The sequence below is a fragment of the Costertonia aggregata genome, from assembly GCF_013402795.1.
Taxonomy (GTDB): domain Bacteria; phylum Bacteroidota; class Bacteroidia; order Flavobacteriales; family Flavobacteriaceae; genus Costertonia; species Costertonia aggregata.
The window spans coordinates 224,080-244,840 of the sequence record NZ_CP058595.1; the positions used below are offsets into that span (position 1 = coordinate 224,080).

General features: G+C 39.0%; 22 protein-coding genes. 9 read left to right on the top strand and 13 right to left on the bottom strand.

Features of this window, described 5'->3' with window-relative positions; genetic code table 11:
• The first annotated feature begins 2 nt into the window (after positions 1–2).
• From HYG79_RS01055 to HYG79_RS01075, 5 genes are all read left to right on the top strand, one after another.
• The gene (locus HYG79_RS01055) at positions 3–1,217 is read left to right on the top strand and encodes a bifunctional alpha/beta hydrolase/OsmC family protein (RefSeq protein WP_179240331.1); all 1,215 of its coding nucleotides are present in this window, start codon (positions 3–5) and stop codon (positions 1,215–1,217) included.
• A complete protein-coding gene (locus tag HYG79_RS01060; RefSeq protein ID WP_179240332.1) occupies positions 1,217–1,702 on the top strand; it encodes a YdeI/OmpD-associated family protein in 486 nt (161 codons plus the stop codon). Before HYG79_RS01055 ends, HYG79_RS01060 begins: the two co-directional genes overlap by 1 nt.
• Before the next feature lie 65 nt (positions 1,703–1,767).
• A complete protein-coding gene (locus tag HYG79_RS01065) occupies positions 1,768–2,355 on the top strand; it encodes a superoxide dismutase family protein (protein WP_179240333.1) in 588 nt (195 codons plus the stop codon).
• Between the two features lie 78 nt (positions 2,356–2,433).
• Positions 2,434–2,964 (top strand): RNA polymerase sigma factor, encoded by a 531-nt coding sequence (locus HYG79_RS01070; RefSeq protein ID WP_179240334.1) that lies wholly within the window; start codon positions 2,434–2,436, stop codon positions 2,962–2,964.
• Position 2,965: 1 nt separating this feature from the next.
• Entirely contained in the window at positions 2,966–3,760 is a 795-nt protein-coding gene (locus tag HYG79_RS01075) for an anti-sigma factor (RefSeq protein WP_179240335.1), read from the top strand.
• Between the two features lie 379 nt (positions 3,761–4,139).
• Here HYG79_RS01075 and HYG79_RS01080 read toward each other — a convergent pair whose 3' ends face one another.
• Both HYG79_RS01080 and HYG79_RS01085 read right to left on the bottom strand, forming a co-directional pair.
• A complete protein-coding gene (locus tag HYG79_RS01080; RefSeq protein ID WP_179240336.1) occupies positions 4,140–5,192 on the bottom strand; it encodes a VOC family protein in 1,053 nt (350 codons plus the stop codon).
• Positions 5,192–5,911, bottom strand: a complete 720-nt coding sequence (locus HYG79_RS01085) for a glycosyltransferase (protein ID WP_179240337.1) — start codon at positions 5,909–5,911, stop codon at positions 5,192–5,194. The genes HYG79_RS01080 and HYG79_RS01085 overlap by 1 nt, the downstream gene beginning before the upstream one ends.
• A gap of 166 nt (positions 5,912–6,077) precedes the next feature.
• On the opposite strand from HYG79_RS01085, the gene HYG79_RS01090 reads away from it, so the two are divergent.
• Positions 6,078–6,857 carry a DUF547 domain-containing protein gene (locus HYG79_RS01090; protein WP_179240338.1) on the top strand — a complete coding sequence of 260 codons (780 nt, stop codon included), beginning with the start codon at positions 6,078–6,080 and terminating at the stop codon, positions 6,855–6,857.
• Positions 6,858–6,864: 7 nt separating this feature from the next.
• On the opposite strand, the gene HYG79_RS01095 is transcribed toward HYG79_RS01090, so the two are convergent.
• The gene (locus tag HYG79_RS01095) at positions 6,865–7,953 is read right to left on the bottom strand and encodes a BamA/TamA family outer membrane protein (protein ID WP_179240339.1); all 1,089 of its coding nucleotides are present in this window, start codon (positions 7,951–7,953) and stop codon (positions 6,865–6,867) included.
• A gap of 119 nt (positions 7,954–8,072) precedes the next feature.
• Here HYG79_RS01095 and HYG79_RS01100 point away from each other — a divergent pair, with 119 nt between their 5' ends.
• A complete protein-coding gene (locus HYG79_RS01100) occupies positions 8,073–10,313 on the top strand; it encodes an efflux RND transporter permease subunit (protein WP_179240340.1) in 2,241 nt (746 codons plus the stop codon).
• A 358-nt stretch (positions 10,314–10,671) separates the two neighbouring features.
• On the opposite strand, the gene HYG79_RS01105 is transcribed toward HYG79_RS01100, so the two are convergent.
• From HYG79_RS01105 to HYG79_RS18125, 3 genes are all read right to left on the bottom strand, one after another.
• Positions 10,672–11,955, bottom strand: a complete 1,284-nt coding sequence (locus HYG79_RS01105; RefSeq protein ID WP_228027908.1) for a tetratricopeptide repeat protein — start codon at positions 11,953–11,955, stop codon at positions 10,672–10,674.
• Between the two features lie 114 nt (positions 11,956–12,069).
• Positions 12,070–12,750: a DUF4331 family protein gene (locus tag HYG79_RS18120; protein ID WP_179240341.1), complete on the bottom strand. Its 681-nt coding sequence runs from the start codon at positions 12,748–12,750 to the stop codon at positions 12,070–12,072.
• Positions 12,751–12,770: 20 nt separating this feature from the next.
• Positions 12,771–13,451 (bottom strand): DUF4331 family protein, encoded by a 681-nt coding sequence (locus HYG79_RS18125; RefSeq protein WP_179240342.1) that lies wholly within the window; start codon positions 13,449–13,451, stop codon positions 12,771–12,773.
• Between the two features lie 168 nt (positions 13,452–13,619).
• Here HYG79_RS18125 and HYG79_RS01120 point away from each other — a divergent pair, with 168 nt between their 5' ends.
• The gene (locus HYG79_RS01120; RefSeq protein ID WP_179240343.1) at positions 13,620–14,813 is read left to right on the top strand and encodes an LETM1-related biofilm-associated protein; all 1,194 of its coding nucleotides are present in this window, start codon (positions 13,620–13,622) and stop codon (positions 14,811–14,813) included.
• A 75-nt stretch (positions 14,814–14,888) separates the two neighbouring features.
• Here HYG79_RS01120 and HYG79_RS01125 read toward each other — a convergent pair whose 3' ends face one another.
• The 7 genes from HYG79_RS01125 to HYG79_RS01155 all read right to left on the bottom strand — a co-directional run bounded on the left by HYG79_RS01125 (position 14,889) and on the right by HYG79_RS01155 (position 19,093).
• The gene (locus HYG79_RS01125) at positions 14,889–15,653 is read right to left on the bottom strand and encodes a LytR/AlgR family response regulator transcription factor (RefSeq protein WP_179240344.1); all 765 of its coding nucleotides are present in this window, start codon (positions 15,651–15,653) and stop codon (positions 14,889–14,891) included.
• A 67-nt stretch (positions 15,654–15,720) separates the two neighbouring features.
• On the bottom strand, positions 15,721–16,050 hold the full coding sequence (locus tag HYG79_RS01130) for a 2TM domain-containing protein (RefSeq protein ID WP_179240345.1): 330 nt from the start codon (positions 16,048–16,050) through the stop codon (positions 15,721–15,723).
• Positions 16,051–16,053: 3 nt separating this feature from the next.
• The gene (locus HYG79_RS01135; protein WP_179240346.1) at positions 16,054–16,395 is read right to left on the bottom strand and encodes a 2TM domain-containing protein; all 342 of its coding nucleotides are present in this window, start codon (positions 16,393–16,395) and stop codon (positions 16,054–16,056) included.
• On the bottom strand, positions 16,386–16,688 hold the full coding sequence (locus HYG79_RS01140; protein ID WP_179240347.1) for a 2TM domain-containing protein: 303 nt from the start codon (positions 16,686–16,688) through the stop codon (positions 16,386–16,388). Before HYG79_RS01140 ends, HYG79_RS01135 begins: the two co-directional genes overlap by 10 nt.
• A 17-nt stretch (positions 16,689–16,705) precedes the next feature.
• Positions 16,706–16,987 carry a 2TM domain-containing protein gene (locus HYG79_RS01145; RefSeq protein WP_179240348.1) on the bottom strand — a complete coding sequence of 94 codons (282 nt, stop codon included), beginning with the start codon at positions 16,985–16,987 and terminating at the stop codon, positions 16,706–16,708.
• A gap of 142 nt (positions 16,988–17,129) precedes the next feature.
• Complete coding sequence (locus tag HYG79_RS01150) at positions 17,130–18,473, bottom strand: 2TM domain-containing protein (RefSeq protein WP_179240349.1); 1,344 nt, start codon at positions 18,471–18,473, stop codon at positions 17,130–17,132.
• Positions 18,473–19,093 (bottom strand): tetratricopeptide repeat protein, encoded by a 621-nt coding sequence (locus tag HYG79_RS01155; protein ID WP_179240350.1) that lies wholly within the window; start codon positions 19,091–19,093, stop codon positions 18,473–18,475. Before HYG79_RS01155 ends, HYG79_RS01150 begins: the two co-directional genes overlap by 1 nt.
• 112 nt (positions 19,094–19,205) lie before the next feature.
• Between HYG79_RS01155 and HYG79_RS01160 the strand changes: the two genes are divergently transcribed.
• On the top strand, positions 19,206–20,759 hold the full coding sequence (locus tag HYG79_RS01160) for an NAD(P)/FAD-dependent oxidoreductase (protein WP_179240351.1): 1,554 nt from the start codon (positions 19,206–19,208) through the stop codon (positions 20,757–20,759).
• The last annotated feature ends 2 nt before the right edge of the window (positions 20,760–20,761 follow it).

Consider the following 20,761-nt stretch of genomic DNA (forward strand, 5'->3'; position numbering starts at 1 on the left):
TCATGAATCTTCAAAAGATAACGTTTAAAAATGCTGAAGGCCAGACATTGGTGGGCAGGCTAGAAATGCCTGTAGATCAACACCCCCATAATTATGCCATTTTTGCCCATTGTTTTACCTGTAATAAAAATCTGTTGGCCATTAAAAATATTGGAAAGGCATTGACCGCCAACGGTTTCGCCGTGTTACGTTTTGACTTTACGGGGCTGGGGGAAAGTGAAGGTGATTTTGCGGATACTAATTTTTCGGGCAATGTTTCCGATTTAGTGGCAGCGGCCCGTTATCTGGGAAATCATTATAAAGCCCCTACATTACTTATAGGGCACTCGCTCGGTGGGGCAGCATCTATATTTGCTGCGGCGGAAATACCATCCGTTAAAGCGGTTGCTACTATCGGGGCACCTTCAAACCCGGTTCACGTGCAACATTTACTAAAAAGTGGTATCGCCGAAATAGAGGCGAATGGGAAAGCGGTCGTTAATTTAAGTGGCAGGGACTTTACCATAAAAAAACAGTTTTTGGACGATTTGGAAAACAAACCCCTTACAACGGTAGCTAAAAAATTGCGAAAGCCTTTACTCTTGTTACATTCGCCACAAGATGATACCGTAGGGATAAAAAATGCCGAGGAAATTTATGTGGCGGCACATCATCCCAAAAGTTTTGTCTCCTTGGATGGTGCCGATCATCTTTTAATGGATAAAAAAGATTCCCAATACGTTGGAAAAGTAATTGCCGGGTGGTCACAGCGTTACGTTGATATCCCTTCGGAAAACACTCTAAAGACCAAACACCAAGTTGTAGCAAGTTTGGATGGTGAAGATGGCTTTACAACCCCGATGAAGGTGGGAAGGCATTTTTTGACAGCGGACGAACCCGTTGATGTGGGCGGTAATGATTACGGCCCTTCGCCCTACGAGTTGGTTTCCGCAGGACTGTCAGCCTGCACGGCAATGACCATTCAAATGTATGCGAAACGTAAAGGTTGGCCTGTTGAAAATGTACAGGTACATACATCGTATGACAAATCGCACGCAGAAGATTGTATGGATTGCGAATCCGATAACGCTAAAATAGATACCTTCAACAGGGAAATAAAATTAACAGGGAATATAGATGAAAAACAGATTGAGCGGATACTACAAATCGCCGATAAATGCCCCGTACACCGAACTTTACATAGTAAAACACAAGTAATTACAAAGTTGATCACATAGTGAAAAGCCCAGCTTTTGAAATATCGATTACGGGAAGCTATTATTCGCTGCTATTACCAGAGAAAATCGTAAAGCCTTTTCTAGAAAAAAAGTTGAAGAGGGTAAAAGCAAAAGCCAGCTTTCAAGGAAAGGAATTAGAGTTTCATGCAGCGATACAAAAAAGAAACGGGCAGCATTACATGATGTTCGGCAAACGATATCAAAAAGAACTGGGCATTTTTCCCAATGACTATTTTAAGCTTCAATTTTTCGAGGACACCTCTAAGTATGGGGTTGAAATGCCGGAAGAACTTGATGCCGTACTTTTGAGCGATTATGATGCTCATGAAATATTCGAATCGTTTACCGATGGTAAAAAAAGAGGATTGATCTATGCCATTTCAAGATATAAAAACTCCCAGACCCGAATTGATAAATCCCTGATCCTATGCGAAAATCTCAAAAGAGGGTTAAGGGACAATCGGATATTGTTAAAATCTGATTGAATAGCGTTTGACAAACCTTCGAATATTGTTTAACTTTAGAAAATAACTAAAAAACAAAAATCAAAATGAAAAGAATACAAACACTGGCACTTGGTTTGATACTGACCGCTTCATTCAGCTGTAAAGAAGTGAAAAAAGAAGCAGAGGAAGCCAAAGAGGAAATAGAGGAAACTGCTAAAGAGACAAAAGAAGAGGTAATGGCCGAGACCATCAAATTTACCATGCAGCCGAAAAGCGATAGTAAGGTAACCGGTGAGGTAACTTTCAAAGAAGAAGACGGCAAGGTAATGATGATGGCCTCCTTATCCGGATTAACAGAGGGCGAACACGCCATACACATACACGAAAAAGCGGACTGCTCTTCCGCCGACGGGAAATCTACAGGAGGCCACTGGAACCCAACAGCTCAACCGCACGGTAAATGGGGAGCAGAAGAAGGCTATCATAAAGGCGATATCGGAAATTTTCCAGCAGATGCAGACGGTAATGCCACCATTGAGTTCGCTACGGATGAATGGTGCATCGGGTGTGAGGATGAGAGCAAAAACATTGTGGGTAAAGCCGTAATCGTACACGAAGGTGTAGATGACTACACATCACAACCCAGCGGTGCGGCCGGTAAAAGGGTAAGCTGTACGGGCATTATCCAATAAAAATAGAATTGATTCCAAAAAAAAGCCGTTTTACCAGCGGCTTTTTTTTATTTTCACGGTACGCTAACTACTGCGTTTATGCAACTAGAGGTATTGGTAAAAAATTTTCGGAAAAAAGACATGGCCGCATTTGAACGGTTACATGCCATGTACGCCGAAAATATATGTGGAGCAATCAATACCATAGTAAAGAACGATGTATTGGCACAGGAAATATGTCAAGATGTTTTTGTCAAGATTTGGAACAATGCGGAAACGTATAACCCCTCTAAGGGACGCTTTTTTACTTGGGTATTGAACATAGCCCGCAATGCCGCTATCGATAAAATACGTTCTAGGTCGTATAAAAACGAAAAGAAGAACCTTTCTACAGATCATTTCGTAGGTATCGTGGAAAGTAGTGAAGATGAACCTAGAAATTTTGATGCCGCCGGACTAAAAAAATTGGTAAAAAACCTTAAGGAAAAATGTATTCAAATCATAGATCTAATTTATTTTAAGGGGTATACCCAAAAGGAAGTTGCCGAGGAGCTTGAAATTCCGATAGGTACCGTAAAAACCAGGAACAGAAGCTGTATTTCCCAATTAAGGGAAAATATGAAGCTATGATATGGATAGTAAAACTTACATAGCGTCAGGAATATTAGAGCTATACGTAGCCGGTACACTTTCAGATAAAGAAAATCTGGAAGTATACGAGTATGCCCAAAAACATCCCGAAATCCTTAAAGAAATCGAGGCAATAGAAGCATCTATCCTTAAATTATCCGAAAAGGCCTCACCAGGATTACCACACGGATTTGATATCGTGAAGGATAAAATAGCCCTAGAAGAAGAGACCAAAGTAGTCCCACTGAAGAAAAAAGACATCAATTGGTCTTGGTACGTGGGTTGGGCCGCATCGGTATTGCTGGCCGTTGGTCTTTTTTGGATGTATATGCAAAACCAAGAATTAAAATCCAACATGCTAAGTATTGAAAAACAGAACAAAGCTTTGGAGCAGGAAATCATGGATTCAAAAGTTTCTTTGGAAAAATCAAAAGCATTGCTCGCCACCATTAGAAATAAAAATATTACCGTTGTTCCCCTAGAAGGGCAAGCGGTCTCCCCAGCATCATACGCAAAAGCCTACTGGAACAACAAAGAGCAAAAACTGCTCATTGACGCCCAAGGGCTTCCCGAACCCCCGCAAGGCATGGTGTATCAGGTTTGGTCATTACAACTTAATCCGCTTACACCAACCAGCATTGGCCTTTTAGACGACTTTACCGAGGACGAAAACAGAATTTTCGCATTGAACAATCCCAACCAATCCGAAGCTTTTGGTATTACGTTAGAGCCTGCAGGGGGTAGCGAATCTCCCAATTTAGAGCAATTGTATACTTTGGGAGCCGTTTCTTCATAATCGAAAAAGCTGAATAACCTTGAGAAAAAGCTATTGTCCTTTTTGAGCAAATATCAGCTATGGGATGAATAGCTGTGTTTTGCGCCAACATCGTAGGCCGTTGAAAGCTTATCCAATATACGTTTACATGAGTTGTTATTCTTCTAGTCAGTTGAACTGGTACAAAATTCAAAATCGAATATATCATCAAACAATGTAGTAGTGATATGCCAATTCATGTGATTTTAAAGAACAAAAAACGGATTTCAACTCTACAGAACTAGCCAGAGCATTTTTTACCTTAAGTTCTTATTCTCCGATGCGGATTTTTATTTATTTCAACCAAAAAATATACTCCAATTGCCAGAATAACATTAAAATGAACAACGGTGACATACGATTATATATCTACCGTGCGCCTATGCATTCGCAAAGCCCCTACCACCCATTTTGGCAAAGGTTTAAAAGGGTTTCTTTTTTTTAGATTGATATGGATTCCGAGTCTTTTAAAAATGGGAACCTTATGGGTTTCGACCAGCTCTATCAAAGTACCGTCGGGGTCTTCCATATAGGCAAAACGACCCGCCGCATCGCCCATATCAAAACTATCGGCACTATCTACCTTAAAGTGATACCCCAATTTATCCGTTTCATCTTTTAGGGCATTTAAACCACTGATGTCAAAACATAAATGGATATATCCCAAATCGCCCCATAGGCGATTTTCGTATATGGTGTTGGGACTTCTTTCCAAAACTTGGACCAGCTCAATCTGTGAAGGTCCGTACAACTCGCCAAAGCCACCAAATTTTCTATTTTCATGTGTTAACACCACCTTTCTAAAGGGTCTGTGACCACCTGAGATTTTTGAAAATTCCGTAAATGTATCGGTCGTATCGGACACAATAACAGTATAGCCTAGGACCTTTTGATAAAATGACAAGGAATCGCCTATATCAGAGACACCGATAATAGCTCCTAAAACGCCACCGGAACTAGACTTTGAACTAAAAAAACAGTAATCATCCTGTACTATCTGTACCCAATTGCCCCAAGGATCTGTGAAGAAAAAATAGGAATCAAAATAAACCTCGGTTAAATTGCCAAGCGATATTCTTTTGAATCTTTCATGGGTTTTTCCCAAATTCTTGGTACGTAACTTCATTACGTTGATACCTAAATCGCCCAACTGAAATTCATTTTTAGAAGCTTGCGGGGTTCTGCTCTTGAATTGCCATATTTCCAACCCACCACCACCAACCATGTTCATGGCCAAAATAGCATACCTATCCTCAATATTCCCAGCAGTATACCGCGTCATTAAATCGGCCTTGGATTCGTCCTCGAACACCAGTATATCAAAACCCAAATGTTTTCGGTACCAATTAAAGACTTCTTTGGCATGGGCAACACCTATACCTATTTGCTGAATACCATTAATGACTTTTCCCATTAAGACGGTTGTGTATTATTCCGATACGGTGTACGAATCAAACAATCGTGCAATGATTTCAATTTACGTGCAGGATATCCCATTTTAAAGAGAACCACCAAAAGGAGGTTAGAGAGGTTTACCCGTATGTAAGAGTTGTTTTCATATTTTCGAGCGGATACAACTAAGTCGTTCTTTATGATTTTGTATTTAATACGATTTTTTTTCATTCGTTGAAAAAATTCAAAGTCTTCCATTACCACCTGGTTTTCGTCAAACTTTCCCAATGCTTCAAAAAGTGTTTTTTGAATAAAAAGGCATTGATCGCCCCCTCCTGTAAAAATTCCATCTTTGGCGGTAAAGGAAGCATTTATTTTTAGGAAAAAGCTTTCTTTATCAAATCGATATGAGAAAAACCCGGCTTCAAATCCGCCATCCATAGTTTTTTCAATGTCCAACAGAAACGATTTTGGAGGTTGTACATCGGCATGCAAAAAAACAAGTACGTTACCTTTGGCCATACCTGCCGCCCTATTCATCTGGGTCGCCCTACCTCTACCATCACATTTGATAAGTTTTATATAGGGTGGGACTTTTATATTTTCCGAACCATCGGTCGTATCACAAGAAATCGATATGATCACCTCGGCATTACTTGCAACGACCGGATTATCAATATAGTGCACAAGTTTTAGCAAATTTTCTCTCTCGTTGTGCGCAGGTATGATGATGGTTATCATAAAAAAATCCAAAGTTTTTAGTAGCAATATATATTATGTGTAGATTACATCCACTCCTATATCATCTATCTACGTAAATTTGCCCGAAAGGTTTTATTCCATTTACGACCAAACCATAAATTGTTTTTTACGTAAGTAACAATATTACGACTCTTAAACAAAACCAATGAAAGAATTTTCCTTAAAATGTATCTCGCTGTCCGTTTTTATAATCCTGTTATCCAGTACAATTGCCACCGCCCAAAAAAAAATAGATTTTAATAGACTATCCGAAGAGTTTATAAAAAACATCAAAGAAGAAAAAAGTACCGAGCAGATACGGGAAACCCTGGCCGGCACGACCCTTGAAACCTTAGAGAACAGTTTACGTACAGATGATGAAAAACTGGCCTTTTGGATAAATATATACAATGCCTACATACAAGTGATTCTCGCAAAAAATCCCGAACTGTACGATGATAGGCGAACCTTTTTCGAGAGAGAGCAAATACCCATTGCCGGTAGAATGGTCGCATTTTCAAAAATAGAGCATGGTATCATTCGTAAATCGCAATGGCCTTTAGGACTTGGGTTAATACGAAAATGGTTCCCCAACAAGTTTGAACGAAAACTGCGTGTCGACAAACGCGACTATCGCATTCATTTTGCGTTGAACTGCGGTGCCAAAGATTGCCCACCTGTGGCCATTTACGAGCCAGAACGCTTGGAGGAACAATTGAACAAAGGCACCGATTTGTATTTACAAAAAACATCGGAATATAATGCCGGTACCCGAGAGGTCGCCGTTACCTCACTGTTTAATTGGTTTAGGGGCGATTTTGGATGTAAAAGCGGAGTAAAGGATATTTTAAAGGAATTTGACATTATACCTACCACTAAAAAAATAGATATCACTTATAAAAACTACGACTGGACGTTAGAGCTTGATAATTGGATAGACTTATAGGCTTTCTTCAAAAAGCTTCTTTTATGGTGAAATAAAAATTACTTCCCTCGCCAGATACGCCATAATCAACGCGCAGACGAACACCGTCCCTTTTGTTTATAATGTACCTTAAACCAATACCACCTGAATTTTTATAGGCAGAGGAAAATGTTTGACCCAGGTTAGGGGCGACCGTGCCCGTTGAACCAAAAGCCGCCGCGCCGAACCTGCCCGCTATCGGAAAACGGTACTCCAATGCAAAACTCAACTCGGCATTATCCTGAAATCGTCTATTGTTAAAACCCCTAGTCCTATTCGTACCTAAATAATACAGGTCGTAAAAAGGGGTATTCTCACTGCTATTGGCCAAAAACAGGTTGGCCGCAACTACTTGGTTTTTGCCTACTTTTTGGTAAAAGCGATTATCCAACTCAAATTTGGAATAGGCAAAGGTAGCACCCAGCAACTTGGAGGAAACCGCGTAATTGGTTTGAATAAAAAAACCTTTGGTCGGGAAAAAGATATCGTCCCGTGAATCATATAAAGCCGTGAAGCCAATGTTGGATATAGTTCCATCACGTTTTCCAGGAACATCGGTCGCCTCTAAAATACCACCTTCCTCAATACTTAGATCGCTATATGAATCTAACGAATAAGTGGCCCCGACCGAGATATTTGGGTAAATTTCGCGCAAAGCTGACAAACGTACCCTGGGGAAAGTAACTTCGTAAAACTCCTCGTCTTCCAATTTAGAATCAGTGCCAAGACCATAAAAATTATAAATGAATTTATAAAAGCCCAATTCACCCAAAAAACGCCATCGTTCATCATCTTTGTACACTTCAAAAGGTGCAAAAACCAAAATCTGATTACGGGTAGTGTAACTAAACGCCAATTGAAAAGAAGATGGTCTGGTCTGCAAAGTCTCGTTCTTCAACCTAAACGTGGCAATACCTACACCGCCAAATCCAAATTGTGTCTCAGGTGTGTAAAAAGCAACGGGAAAAGCGGACAGTTTTAAATTTTTTGTCGAGTCTTGGGGCTGTTTTTGCGATATCGCCGAGAGCGATATAAAATATATGATTGCATAAAGTAGTTTCGGTATTTTATATGCCATAAAGTATAAGTGGTACGTATCTTTGTTAACACCAACATGCACAAGTTAACATAGTTTTTTCGATAGCGTAAATTTTTAGGCATATATCTAAAATAGATTATCAATTTACATTCCCTTTTATGAACAGATTCTTAGGTTTTGGAAAAATAGGTATTTGTATTTTTTTGATATTGGGGATTCTTTCCGCCTTTGCGCTGCACCAATTGAAATTTTCGTTTGATTTTAGCCAGTTTTTTCCAGAGGGGGATGAAGATTTACTTTTCTATCAAGAATTTAGTAAAGAGTTCGGCACCGATGATAATTTTTTGTTGATTGCCGTGGTAAGCGATTCATCGGTCTTTGAGAAAGATTTTCTGAAGAGATTCCACCAGCTATCGCTAGATGCCAAAAAGATACCTTTTGTAAGCGATAGCCAATCTTTGACAACACTTTCCTACCCGCTCAAAACCTCTTTTGGCTATACAAAACTTCCTGTTATACACATAAACGATGTAAGTCGCTATAAAACGGATTGGGCGAAAATAAGGGAGGATGGCCTGTTCTTGAACACACTCATAGATAGCGAGGCAACTTCTTTGGTATTGGCATTGGAAACCGATGATGCTCTGGACTATGCCCAGTCAGTGGAATTACTGGGCGCCCTTAGGAAAAGTTTGGACAACAATCATCTGAACGATTACCACCTTTTGGGCAGGACTTATTTTTATGAAGCTTTGGTACAAATGCAGAAACAGGAGCTTATCACAACTTCAATCGCCTCATCCTTATTGGTTATTTTGATACTCATTTTTATCTATAGAAAACCTATTGTTGTTCTTATAGCCACATCGTCTATTATCGTGGCACTTTTGCTCTTTTTGGGATTGCTTTCGGTTTTGGGGAAAGAGCTCAACGCCATGGCCGCATTTTATCCAATTTTGATGTTAATAGTTGGTACATCGGACGTTGTGCATATTATGGACCATTATTTGGGAAAACTGATAAGCGGTGACACCAAGACAAATGCAATGATAAATACGCTAAGGACCGTAGGAGCATCCACGTTGTTGACATCGGTCACCACCGCCGTAGGTTTTGCATCCTTGCTCACATCAAAATCCAGCAGTATTGCCGATTTTGGGGTAAATTCGGCATTAGGGGTACTTGTCGCCTATGGTACGGTCATTGTTTTGACCACTTCGCTATTGCTCACAACAAAAAAGCAATATCTGCTATCTAAAAAAAGAGACCTAAAAAAATGGGATGCATATTTACTTTCGGTCAATCGTTTTACGATGCTAAGGCCAAAACTTATACTGATCGGCAGTGCAATTTTCATAGGTATCTGCATTTGGGGCGCATTTCAGGTAAATACAAACTATCAGTTTAAGGAAAGTTTACCCGAGGGGAGCAAAATAGCAAGCGATTTTGACTTTTTTCAAAAAAAATATGCTGGTTTTAGGCCTTTGGAAATTGCGGTCATCACAAAGGAAAACCATAAGGTTACCGATTTTGAGGTCGTTAGGGAAATCGATAAAATAGAAAAAGAACTTGACAAAATAGATGCCATTCAAAATGTACGTTCCGTCACATTGTTCTACAAATCATTGCACATGGCCAATAATTTGAACAAAGTGGCTTACTTTACGCTACCGAAGACCCGGACGACTTTCGACACATACAATACCGAAATAAAAAAACTGGCACGAAAAAGATTGGCCAAATATATAAATAACACTAAAACCAAAGCACGCATTAAAACTTCTGTATTGGATATTGGTACAGATAGTCTCGCGACCGTCTATAAAAATCTTAATGAATTTATAGCTACCAACACTAATACAGCAATAGTTGATTTCAAATTGACCGGTAAAGGTCTTTTGCTGGATAAAAACGCATTTTATATAAGGGATAGTCTGATAGAGGGGCTCATACTGGCTACCATCATAATAGGAATATTGATGGTGTTTCTCTTCAGAAATTTAAAATTATTATTCATATCCATACTGCCCAACATAGTACCTTTATTGTTTGCCGCAGCCCTATTGGGCTTTTTGCAAATTCCGTTAGAGGCATCAATTTCAGTAGTTTTTGCCATAGTTTTTGGTATAGCGGTTGATGATACCATTCATTTTTTAAGCAATTATAAAATACATATCGGTAATGGGGTGACCCGGGAAAAGGCTTTGGAAGAAACTTTCAAAAAAACCGGGAGAGCTTTGGTAATTACTACGCTGTTATTGTTCTTTGGCTTTTTGGTACTACTGTTTTCGGTACATAAACCAAGTGTAACGATAGGGCTCTTAATAAGCATAACACTATTAACGGCCCTCATTTTTGATTTGCTCTTAATTCCCGTACTCCTGAGGAAATTAACATGAGTGGGATTTGTCACCTTTAGACTTCATTGATTTATGTAAATCCCACCTAGCTTTCAATAGCTTGAATATTAAAACAACCATCACTACCGCCCAAATTGCAAAAAGTATATAATTTATTTCCATAAAGACTCTACTTCATATGGGAATCCCCGATTATACTTTTAATAAACATCCAAAGAACTAATATATAAAAAGTAACTAATTTCTTACAAATAAATATCATAAAAAATGAAAATACGTAAAGCCATGATTTATAATCCTATGGCTTTAAGATTAGTAAAACAACCTATAATCTGCCTAACGATAGGGTTTACCAACTAAACATGATACGATGATCCACTCCATTAATATGAAGAACCTAGAGAATCCTAATAATTTCTTTGCTAGACGGTCCCAATTCATAAACGGCCCCCTGCAACTCTTTTTTGATTTCCTGAACTTTGCTTTTCTCTCCCGAGGCTTTATATATTTGAGCGATTTGAAGTAAGATACCCGGTTCAAAGGTCTGGCCGGCAATATGTTCATCCACTATTTTTTTAGCATCTTTTATATTTCCATTTTTAAAATAACTGTATGCAAGATAGCTATAGGCCTCCGGCGTAGACCTATTGTTCACTTCTTTTCTTGAAAGCTCCAGAGCTTTGGTGTACAGCCTTGTATCATCCAAAAGAAGAGAAATATTGTACATGTTGTACATGCTACCATACCGGGCATCATCAACTAATTTGTAGTACATGTCCAAATTGAAAAGACGTTCAGTATCATTGTTCATATACGCCGCAATCTCCGATTTTAAAAGATAATAGTCCGGTGTTTTATGTGTTTTGGTAACAGCATTCATGATACGCAAAGCTTCAATCGGATTTTTCTCGTGGGAAAAAACAATCCATGCTATACCTTTTTTTGCATAGCCATTTTTAGCATCTAGCCCCAATGCTTTTAAATAATGCCTATACGAATCGTTGATTCTACCGGCATGACCGTAATAATCGCCTAAATTGGTATATGACCATAACAACAATGATTCATTTTTTGAATTTTCCGCAATTTTTGTAGCCTTCTCCATAAGTTTTATCGTGGTATCCAAATCGCCTTTATGGTCGTTCCACTTTGCCAATCTTATCAAATAGTCAAAATCTGACATGTTTTTAGTACTGTCCAAATATTTTTGGGCTTTTGTATAATTTCCCAACTCCATATGCACATCGAACAAAAGATTTTGGGATCCTTTTTTACCACTGCCAATAGCTCTTGCAGCATTTGCCCATTCCAAAGCTTCTTTAAACCTATGCTGTGATATGTAATTTCTGGCCAAAGCCCTATAATAACCTGACCTTCCTATTGCGGCAATGTCCACTGCCCTTTTTAAAGCCTGTTCTGCCATTTTTAGGTATGCAATATCTCCCGAACCTTCAAAATATCTATGGTATTCTCCCGCAACCACTCCAAAACTGGTAAGCTGCATGCTATCTTGACGTATTTTTGAGTTCCAAAGCTCAAAATTCTTTGATGTCGTTTGTATGGGTTCTGTATCCAAAAATTTATCATAATCTTTTTTATCGGTGACCTTCTTCTTGAATTCTTGCTCACAAGAACCAAAGAGTACGAGCGCAGATAATAATATCAAAGTATATTTCATCATTTTGTGATTTTAATGGTGTATTGATCAATAAAAGGGAGAGCACAACGCTCCCCCTTATCCCTTTTTCATAGCAATTTTCCCATTGCCGAGGGCTAAAATATTTTTTGGAAACTACTATTCAGGGGCTGCCAAATATGGGAATGTTGTTGAAATCGTAGCCGTTAACCCTACCCCGTCTGATGTAAGTCTAGGTAAATCGGCAGTACCATCCATATCGGTATCTTGACCACTAAAGCGATTGCCTTCTGCCCCTCCAAAAAGAAGAATCAAAGAAACATCGATAATATCGTCGGTCAACTTTCTTCCCGTAAGAGCCACCTCATCACCATCAGGTACCAGAATTCTTCCGTCCATATCGTTGTCCGTTCCCGGATCAAAATACGTTGTGGGTGCGTTTGGAGCAACTTCCAATACATCAGCAGCCAAGTACCCTGTTAAACTCGCAGCGTCTAATCCAAGAATATTGGTCTCATAATTTACGGCCATTGGATCAAGCCCCAGTAAATTGGCATAAACATCATGGTATGCTTCCAACCTTGCCTCAAAAGGTGCCTGAAAAGCTGCCGCCATTTCTGATGGAATCGAAACATTGTGCATATCCTTTGTGGCATCATCGGCACTTAACACGGTATTGATACCAGGGCGACCCATAAAATCAACTTGTGTGTATGTTCCGGAAAAATCGAGGTTTTCCTCTGGCATCATAGTATTTGGCGTATCATCCTTTTCGCATCCCACTACAAAAACAATTGTACAAAGCAATAAAAGTGTGTATTTAAAATTATATGGTTTCATGACAGTTCTGTTTTTAGAAATTATTGTTTTACGTTAGTGGTTACCCATGTTTTGTATACAGTGACCCCTAAAGCGTTTTGGCTATTTGGCGTTCCCAACATGCTATTGGGAATTTCAACGGCGATCGACATCGTATTGGCACCATCAAAAGTATCCTCGGCTTCATCCGCGGTTTTAAAGCCTCCCGGTGCCATACCGCCTATCACCGCATTAAATTGAAAAAAATCAAAAAAGAAAGCATCCTGTCTTGGGCCCGCAAAAAGTTGAACACCAGAATTTGTGGTTTCGGTGGTAGCGGTACTACCGGAAATCTCTACGTCACCTAAAGGTGAACCTACCATGACTTGACTGTTCAACCCTGTTTGAGAGGGAGCCACAGGGCCAAAAAAATACATTCTCCCGTTCCTTGGGATTGCTTGTATAATAACATCCTCGACTAAATCCCCATCCAAATCGATATTGATTTCGGTAAGTACGTTTTCGTCAAATGTACCGTAGGCCAAATCTGGTAAAACATTGGATTGTAAGTCTACTACAAAGGTGGTATTGTCCGAACCCAAAGTTGGTTCAAAAGCATAGAAATCCGCCACGTCAGCGGAAGTTCCCCTAGAGGTGGGAGCATCTATATGGTCCGCAGCCACAAGGATAATACCCGCTATTGCTGCGAAGACCAGTCCTAAATAAATTTTTGTTCTTTTCATATGATTGTTTTTAGATTAGAATCAACTGTACTTACGCAGTTGAAATCGGCAGGTTCTGTTTTAAATGTTAAAAATATGTTAACAAAATTCAAATCGGCTCTAAAAAGAAGGTATGAGAAGAAAATTCTTATTATTTATATTAATTTCGATTTTTTAAATTACCCACCTATGAACCCATCCGCCTCTGGTTGGATAAATAAGTTTGGTCATTTGACCAAAGATGGCCCAAAGTGCTTCCAAGATTTTGAAGATCTGTACGAAACGCTTAAAAAAACTGGTTTTGTGTACGGTATCAATATTAAGATACCCGATTTTATTGATTCGAGACTTGCGCTGTCAGAAGATGAAAAAGCCAAGGTCAACTTGTTGACCGCATTGTATTATACCTTTAGGTTCGAGGAAGAAGAAACCGAATTTACCGTATTTCTGGAAAAAATTTTAGGGTTCTATAAAGATTTGGATATCCATCAACTATCCTTTTTAACCAAGATATTCACTGGCAAGAAAACTTCTGACCAGTTGGAAAAGTTGATCGATTCCAGAGTGTATCTAGAAGATAATGTAATCAGTAAAACTTTTAATAGCATTATAACCAATTCTTTGCTCTTTATTGATGTACTATTGTTCAAGAGATACCTTAAAAAGCCGAAATATATTCGCTTACACGCTCAAAAACTGGAATATTTTGCGATCAACATTACCTATCATGCTTTAAATTCCAAGGAAAAGAACAAGAATGACGAGAAATTAGCACAGTTATTTGCTTCCTCTTTGACATACATCGATACCGACACACAAAATTTTGATGGTTCCTATCGCGAAAAGCTACTTCAAAACACTTCGGTTTGGGAAAATAGGTATCTATTGGACATGGCCTGTTTGACCGTATGGGAAGACAACTCTTTGGAATACACCGAGTCTGAATTCATATTCGGTATTGGAAAGGACTTGGGTTTTGATAAGCACCAAATATCCAAGTCTCTGGAAGAAATCACTGTTTTCTTTGACAAGAATGCCACGGAAATGCCATTTTTAAAAGACAATAATTTGGCCGTTCAGTTTTACGATAGCATGTCAAAAGTGGTAAACAAATTAATTTTAAGAAACAGTAAAAGGCTTCAAAAAGAACTTTCGGAAAGCGCTGAATTAGTATCCCTTTTATCTAAATCAACAGTACGTGATTTGACCAAGGAAGAGAAAAAAAAAGTGCAGAACCAATTGGTCGATATTTTCAAAAGCATACCCTCTTTGGCAATTTTCATTTTACCGGGAGGTGCTGTTTTGTTACCGATTTTTATTAAATTGATACCTAAATTATTGCCATCTTCTTTTGACGACAATCGCATTGAAAATAAAGACTAAAAAACGGTAAAAAGCCAGTATAAGGAAAATCTATAGTCGTAGTCAATATATTACTATTCAGGTTTTTATATAAACTTACTCTAACCATAACTTAAAATCTTTTACTCTTTCCCTACTTACTATGATTTCTTGCTCAGAAAATCGATTTAGCTTAATTTGAAGCCTTGAATTCGTGTAGGAAACGATATCTTTAATATGATTGATGTTCACGTAAAATTTACGGCTGGTACGAAAAAACATTTTTGGCTCCAGCTCATTTTCCAAATTTTCCAAAGTAGTGTCCAACAGATAATTTCTACCGTCTAAAGTGGCCGCATAGGTTCCTTTATTTTCACTGTAAAAGCACTCTACCTCATCGGCGTTTATGATCTTGAGGTGCTGCCCTACCTTTGCGGTAAACCTTTTTTTGTATTCTCGCTCCAAAGGGTTTGTCAACAACTTTTTGATATCCTCAAAATCCAATGCCAATTTTTGTGATTTTGGTTCGGTTTGAAACCTTTCACGATATTTTTTTACCGCACTTTCCAATTCTTCATCGTCAATTGGTTTTAACAAATAATCGATACTGTTCAACTTAAAGGCTTGTAGGGCATATTCGTCAAAGGCCGTGGTGAAAATAATGGCACTATGTACCTCTATGACGTCAAAAATTTCAAAGGAAAGTCCGTCTGAAAGCTGAATGTCCAAAAAAATCAAATCAGGATGTTCATTTTTCTGAAACCAATCCACGGCTTCTTCAACCGAATGCAGCATTGTGGACACCTCTACATCAAGCTCATTCAACATTCTGTTCAATCTTCTGGCGGCTGGTTTTTCGTCTTCTATAATTATGGTTTTCATGCTTGGTTGGGTTTGTTTCTTTAATTCTATATCTAGTGGTATGTACAATGCTTAGCACATGTGAAATTTAGAGTTGATTGTTTTTCATATGTTTCTGTATCTGACGTTCCTCCCAGTTGCTGTTAAAAAACGGAGTCCATTCAAATACTTTTATAGCATGAAGCAAAAGAAACAGTCCCCATATGATGGGTGTGCCGAATATATTCCAATTTAACCAGTGCACAAATCCAGTGTCTCCCAAAGCTTCTTCACTCAATATGGTTGTGGTTACCTGCTTCCTAAGAAAGAGTAATGCGATATTGACGACTATATATACGGCCAAATGATTATAAAAACCCCTTATTCTGGTTACCTTAAGTTTGGCCCGTTCATATTTTGTAGATCTTTTACTTTTCATTTGTTATCGGCTATACTTTTCTGATTCTTTTTTATCTTTCTCAATATACTTCTGTATTTGGCGCTTCTCCCAATCCTTACTAAAAAACGGACTGTAGTTATATACTTTAGCAGCATGAAAAGCGAGACCAATACCCCAAAAAATAGCGGTTGAAAAAGAGGCAAAACTAAAAAAAGCCTCCCCAAAACTTTCACCACCATTGATTCTGGCAATAACGGTAACGGTGGTGATGAAAATATTTACCAAAATATATACCAATAGGTGTATGTAAAACCCTTTTAGCTCATCAACGTGTTTTTTGGCACGCAACATTTTGTTCGTTCTGTTTGTCTCTTCTAGTTCCATCGTTCTTGTTTTTCGTCTTTTTTCATAAACTCCTTGATTTTGCGCTCTTCCCAATCCTTGCCCATGAACGGGTTTAAACTAAAAAGCTTTATGGCCCTAAAAATCAAACCTATGCTTACCCCAAAAACCACCCATAAAAACCATGGGTATTCCCATTCATTAAGGTAATAGTTAATACCACCCGTAATTCCTATGGCGATTAAACCAGAGGTTATTTTGCCATAAAACTTTTTTAGGTCGGCCACCCTTTCTTTTGCCCTAAAGTATTTATTATTTTGATCTTTGTTCTCCATAATTTCTAGTTTTGGGGTTACGACTTTTGCATGAACTCTTTTATTTTACGCTCTTCCCAGGCCTTACCAAAGAAAGGGCTGTACCCATATGCACCAAAACCGTGCATGGCAAGTCCAAAACCCCAGCCCAGGGCGGGAAATATTACCCATGGAAAATTGGTTGTGACATAGTTTACTAGGGCCAAAATAGGTATTACGATGCAGTAAGCCAGTAGGTTCCCATAAAAGCCTTTTATGGCCTCTACTTTTTCTTTCGCTTTTTGATATTTTCTGTTGTTGCTTAAATCTTGAATTTCCATTTTATGCTTTTTTTATTAATCCTTTATTCTTTTTGATATATCAAATTTCAATAAGAAAAGTCTTGATTTAAAAAATGAAATACTCAATTGTAATTTATCGTGGATGAATTGTTATTTTGACCTCATTAAAAAAAATGAAAGCTTAAAAATTCTCGTCCTCCATGTATTTTTTTATTGTTTTTTCCTCCCATTTTCTACCAAACAGGGGGTTGTACCCAAAGGCTTGTAACCCATGCCCAAAAAGTCCAAAGCCCCAACCCAAAGCCGGAAAAATAGCCCAGGGAAAACTGGTTGTACGATAGTTGATATATGCCAATATGGGTATTACGATGCAATACGACGTCAAATTGCCATAAAAACCCTTTATGGCCTCTACCCGTTCCTTTGCCTTTTCATAACGCTTATCCTCAATGTAAGATTCTTGCGTCTCCACTACCGATACTCTTTTGAAAAGCATGGGCAAAAACACATTAAAGTGTGAGGCGGTCTTTTCTATCAGTACCTCTTTATTTGTCAAAATGCCATAACGCTGCTTAATATTTTGCAATCCCACGCCCGTACTCTTTTTTACGACTTGTTTCTCTTGTATGTTGTTGCTGATAACGAGCATATCATCAATTTCTTCAACCTTTATTTGCAAAGGCTTCTTAGAGGTAACGATATTATGCTTCACTGCATTCTCCAACAACAATTGAAGGGATAAGGGAACAATTTTAGCATCAGGGTTTTTTGAAGCATCAGGAATATCAAAGACAATACTATCCTCAAAACGCATTTTTAAAAGTCGTACATATGTTCTTGCGAATTGCAGTTCTTCGTCTACCGATACCAAATCCTTATTCTTCTGTTCCAATACGTATCTATATACTTTGGAAAGTGAGGTAGTGAATTTTTGTGCCTGGTACGGGTCTTCTTCGATGAGGCTCGTAAGCACGTTTAGACTATTAAAGAGAAAATGGGGGTCTAATTGGTTTTTAAGCGCATCAAATTTTGCCGAAGCCGTACTAGCGATTACTTTTTGCTCTTTTACTTTATTCTCTTGCCTATACCTGTAATACCAAATGGCATAAAAAATAAGGGATACCCCAAGAGCGATAATCATAGGTTGTACATAGGAACTCCATTTTTCATTGGATAAAAATTGGATTATGGACCTATTATAAAACCCTACCAATATGATAAACCTAGAGACGAAGACACCTATGCATGAAACCACAATATTACCCGTTACGGCAATGGTCATTCGCCTTGATGTGTATATGTAATAGTTGTATTTTCTTACCAGGTAAAAGAACCAAAAAGCGTTGACCATATAAAGAATGACCGAGAATATCATATTTTCATAATACTCTCGCCACATATCCCCGATGATATACTTATACGTAGTGCCGTTTTCGAAATAGTAATAGATTACAAATCCAAAGAAAATCAATGTACCCACCAAAACGGCCTTGATAATCTCCTTAAAAAATCTATTCTTGCCCATTAATTACAATTTTCAGCTATTTCTTTTGCCCTGTCCTCGCCCCAATTAGGGTGAAAATCAGACGCTGCTTTAAAGGTAGCAAAAAGTTCCAAGGAACGTTCCACATCCTTGCAATAGGGCGAGGTATCCTGACCAAAATATTTTGCAGAACCCATATCCCATTCCGCTTTGGAAAAAACAACACGGGGATTGTCCGGCGCCAGTTCCAACGCTTTTTGGTATAATGCGGCCACTTTTCCAGAGAGTGACATGCCATATGTCGCGCCGTCAAAAGCTATCCATGCGGTATGTATCATGGCCTGTTGTACCAATATTTCGGGATTATTGGGCGATATGCCCTTAGCAACATCCAAAAATTCCTGAGCCTTTGTTAACTGCTGAGTCAATTTTTCTTTGTCCTTTTCACCAAAAGATAATATAGTATTTATAGAGGACACATAATAATAGGGCAGCCAATTATCCATCTCGGCATTGGAAATACGCTCGAACATATTGGCAGCCTCTGCCAGATTGCCTTCCTGCCAAAAACCGAATGCTTTTTGCATACCCTTGGTGTATTGGTCTTGGGCCGAAATGCTAATGGTTGATAGAAAAAACACTACTAGCACTAAATTTTTCATTTTATATATTTTTAAGATTCAACAGTGTAAAATTGAAGTTTATGCATCTCTATTTGAAAAAAGAAATACCGAGTTGTTGATTTTGGCTACTGAATTGCAGTAATTTTGTCCAATGATCAGGAATATTCAACTTCGGTTATCATTAAAAGAAGAAGCTCAATCCGGAAGCCTAATAAAGAAGGTCGCCGAACACCTGGGGGTTTCAGAAACCGATTTTCACCTGAAAGTACTTCGTAAATCTATCGACGCACGCAAGCCTACTATCTATTTTAGCTATAAGCTCAGTGTATATATCAATGAACCCATACCACCTAAAAGCACGTATACCTTTGATTATAAAGATGTTTCCAGTGCAAAACCCGTGCACATCATAGGTTTTGGTCCGGCAGGCATGTGGGCGGCATTACGCTGTTTGGAACTAGGGTATAGACCCATTGTTCTGGAACGTGGTAAAAATGTACAGCAAAGACGTCGAGACCTAAAGGCCATAAACCAAGACCATATCGTAAACGAAGATTCCAATTATTGCTTTGGCGAAGGCGGTGCGGGAACCTATTCAGACGGAAAACTATATACACGTAGTCTAAAAAGAGGTGATGTACGACGAGTGTTTGAAAGTTTGGTACATCACGGGGCGACGGAACAGATTTTGGTAGACGCACATCCACACATAGGGACGAACAAACTACCCAAAATCGTTCAAAATATTCGGGAAACGATCATAAAGTTTGGTGGCGAGATTCATTTTAACACCAAAGTGACGGATTTTGTCATAGAAAACAATCGGTTAAAATCCATTATTTTGAACCATTCGAACGAAATATCGGTAAAACGGGTTATTCTTGCAACCGGACATTCAGCCAGAGATATTTTTTATCTATTGGACAAAAAGAACATTCATATAAAGGCCAAATCTTTCGCCATGGGGGTACGGGTCGAGCATCCGCAGCACATAATAGATTCCATTCAATACCATTGCAAGGGCGAGCGTAACGAATTGCTTCCTGCGGCAGCCTACAGCCTGGTGCATCAAGTAAAAGGCAGGGGTGTCTATTCGTTTTGTATGTGTCCCGGCGGATTTATCGTTCCCGCTGCAACCGCTCCCGGCGAGGTAGTCGTAAACGGCATGTCGCCTTCCAAACGAAACAATCTATATGCGAATTCAGGTATCGTGGTAGAGATAAACGTGGAGAGCGATATTTCAAAATATGAAAAGTTTGGAGCGCTGAAAGGGTTGGAATATCAAAAATACTTGGAACGATTGGCCTTTACCTCCGGTGGGCGTAGCCAAACGGCCCCCTCACAACGATTGACAGATTTTGTGGAAGGAAAACTATCGACCAATCTCAATACTACCTCTTACCAGCCTGGACTCAATGCCGCCCCCTTACACTCTTTATTACCAAAATCAATAGGTAGCCGACTACGACAGGGGTTTGCTGAATTCGGTAAAAAAATGAACGGTTATTATACTTCTGAAGCCAATATTGTAGGGGTTGAATCAAGAACCTCATCACCGGTCACCATTCCCAGAAATAAGCAATTGGAACACCCACAAATCAAGGGTCTTTTTCCATGTGGCGAGGGTGGTGGTTATGCAGGTGGCATCGTTTCTGCCGCGATGGATGGCGAGCGGTGTGCCGAGGCTGCGGCCCATGGTTTATAAAC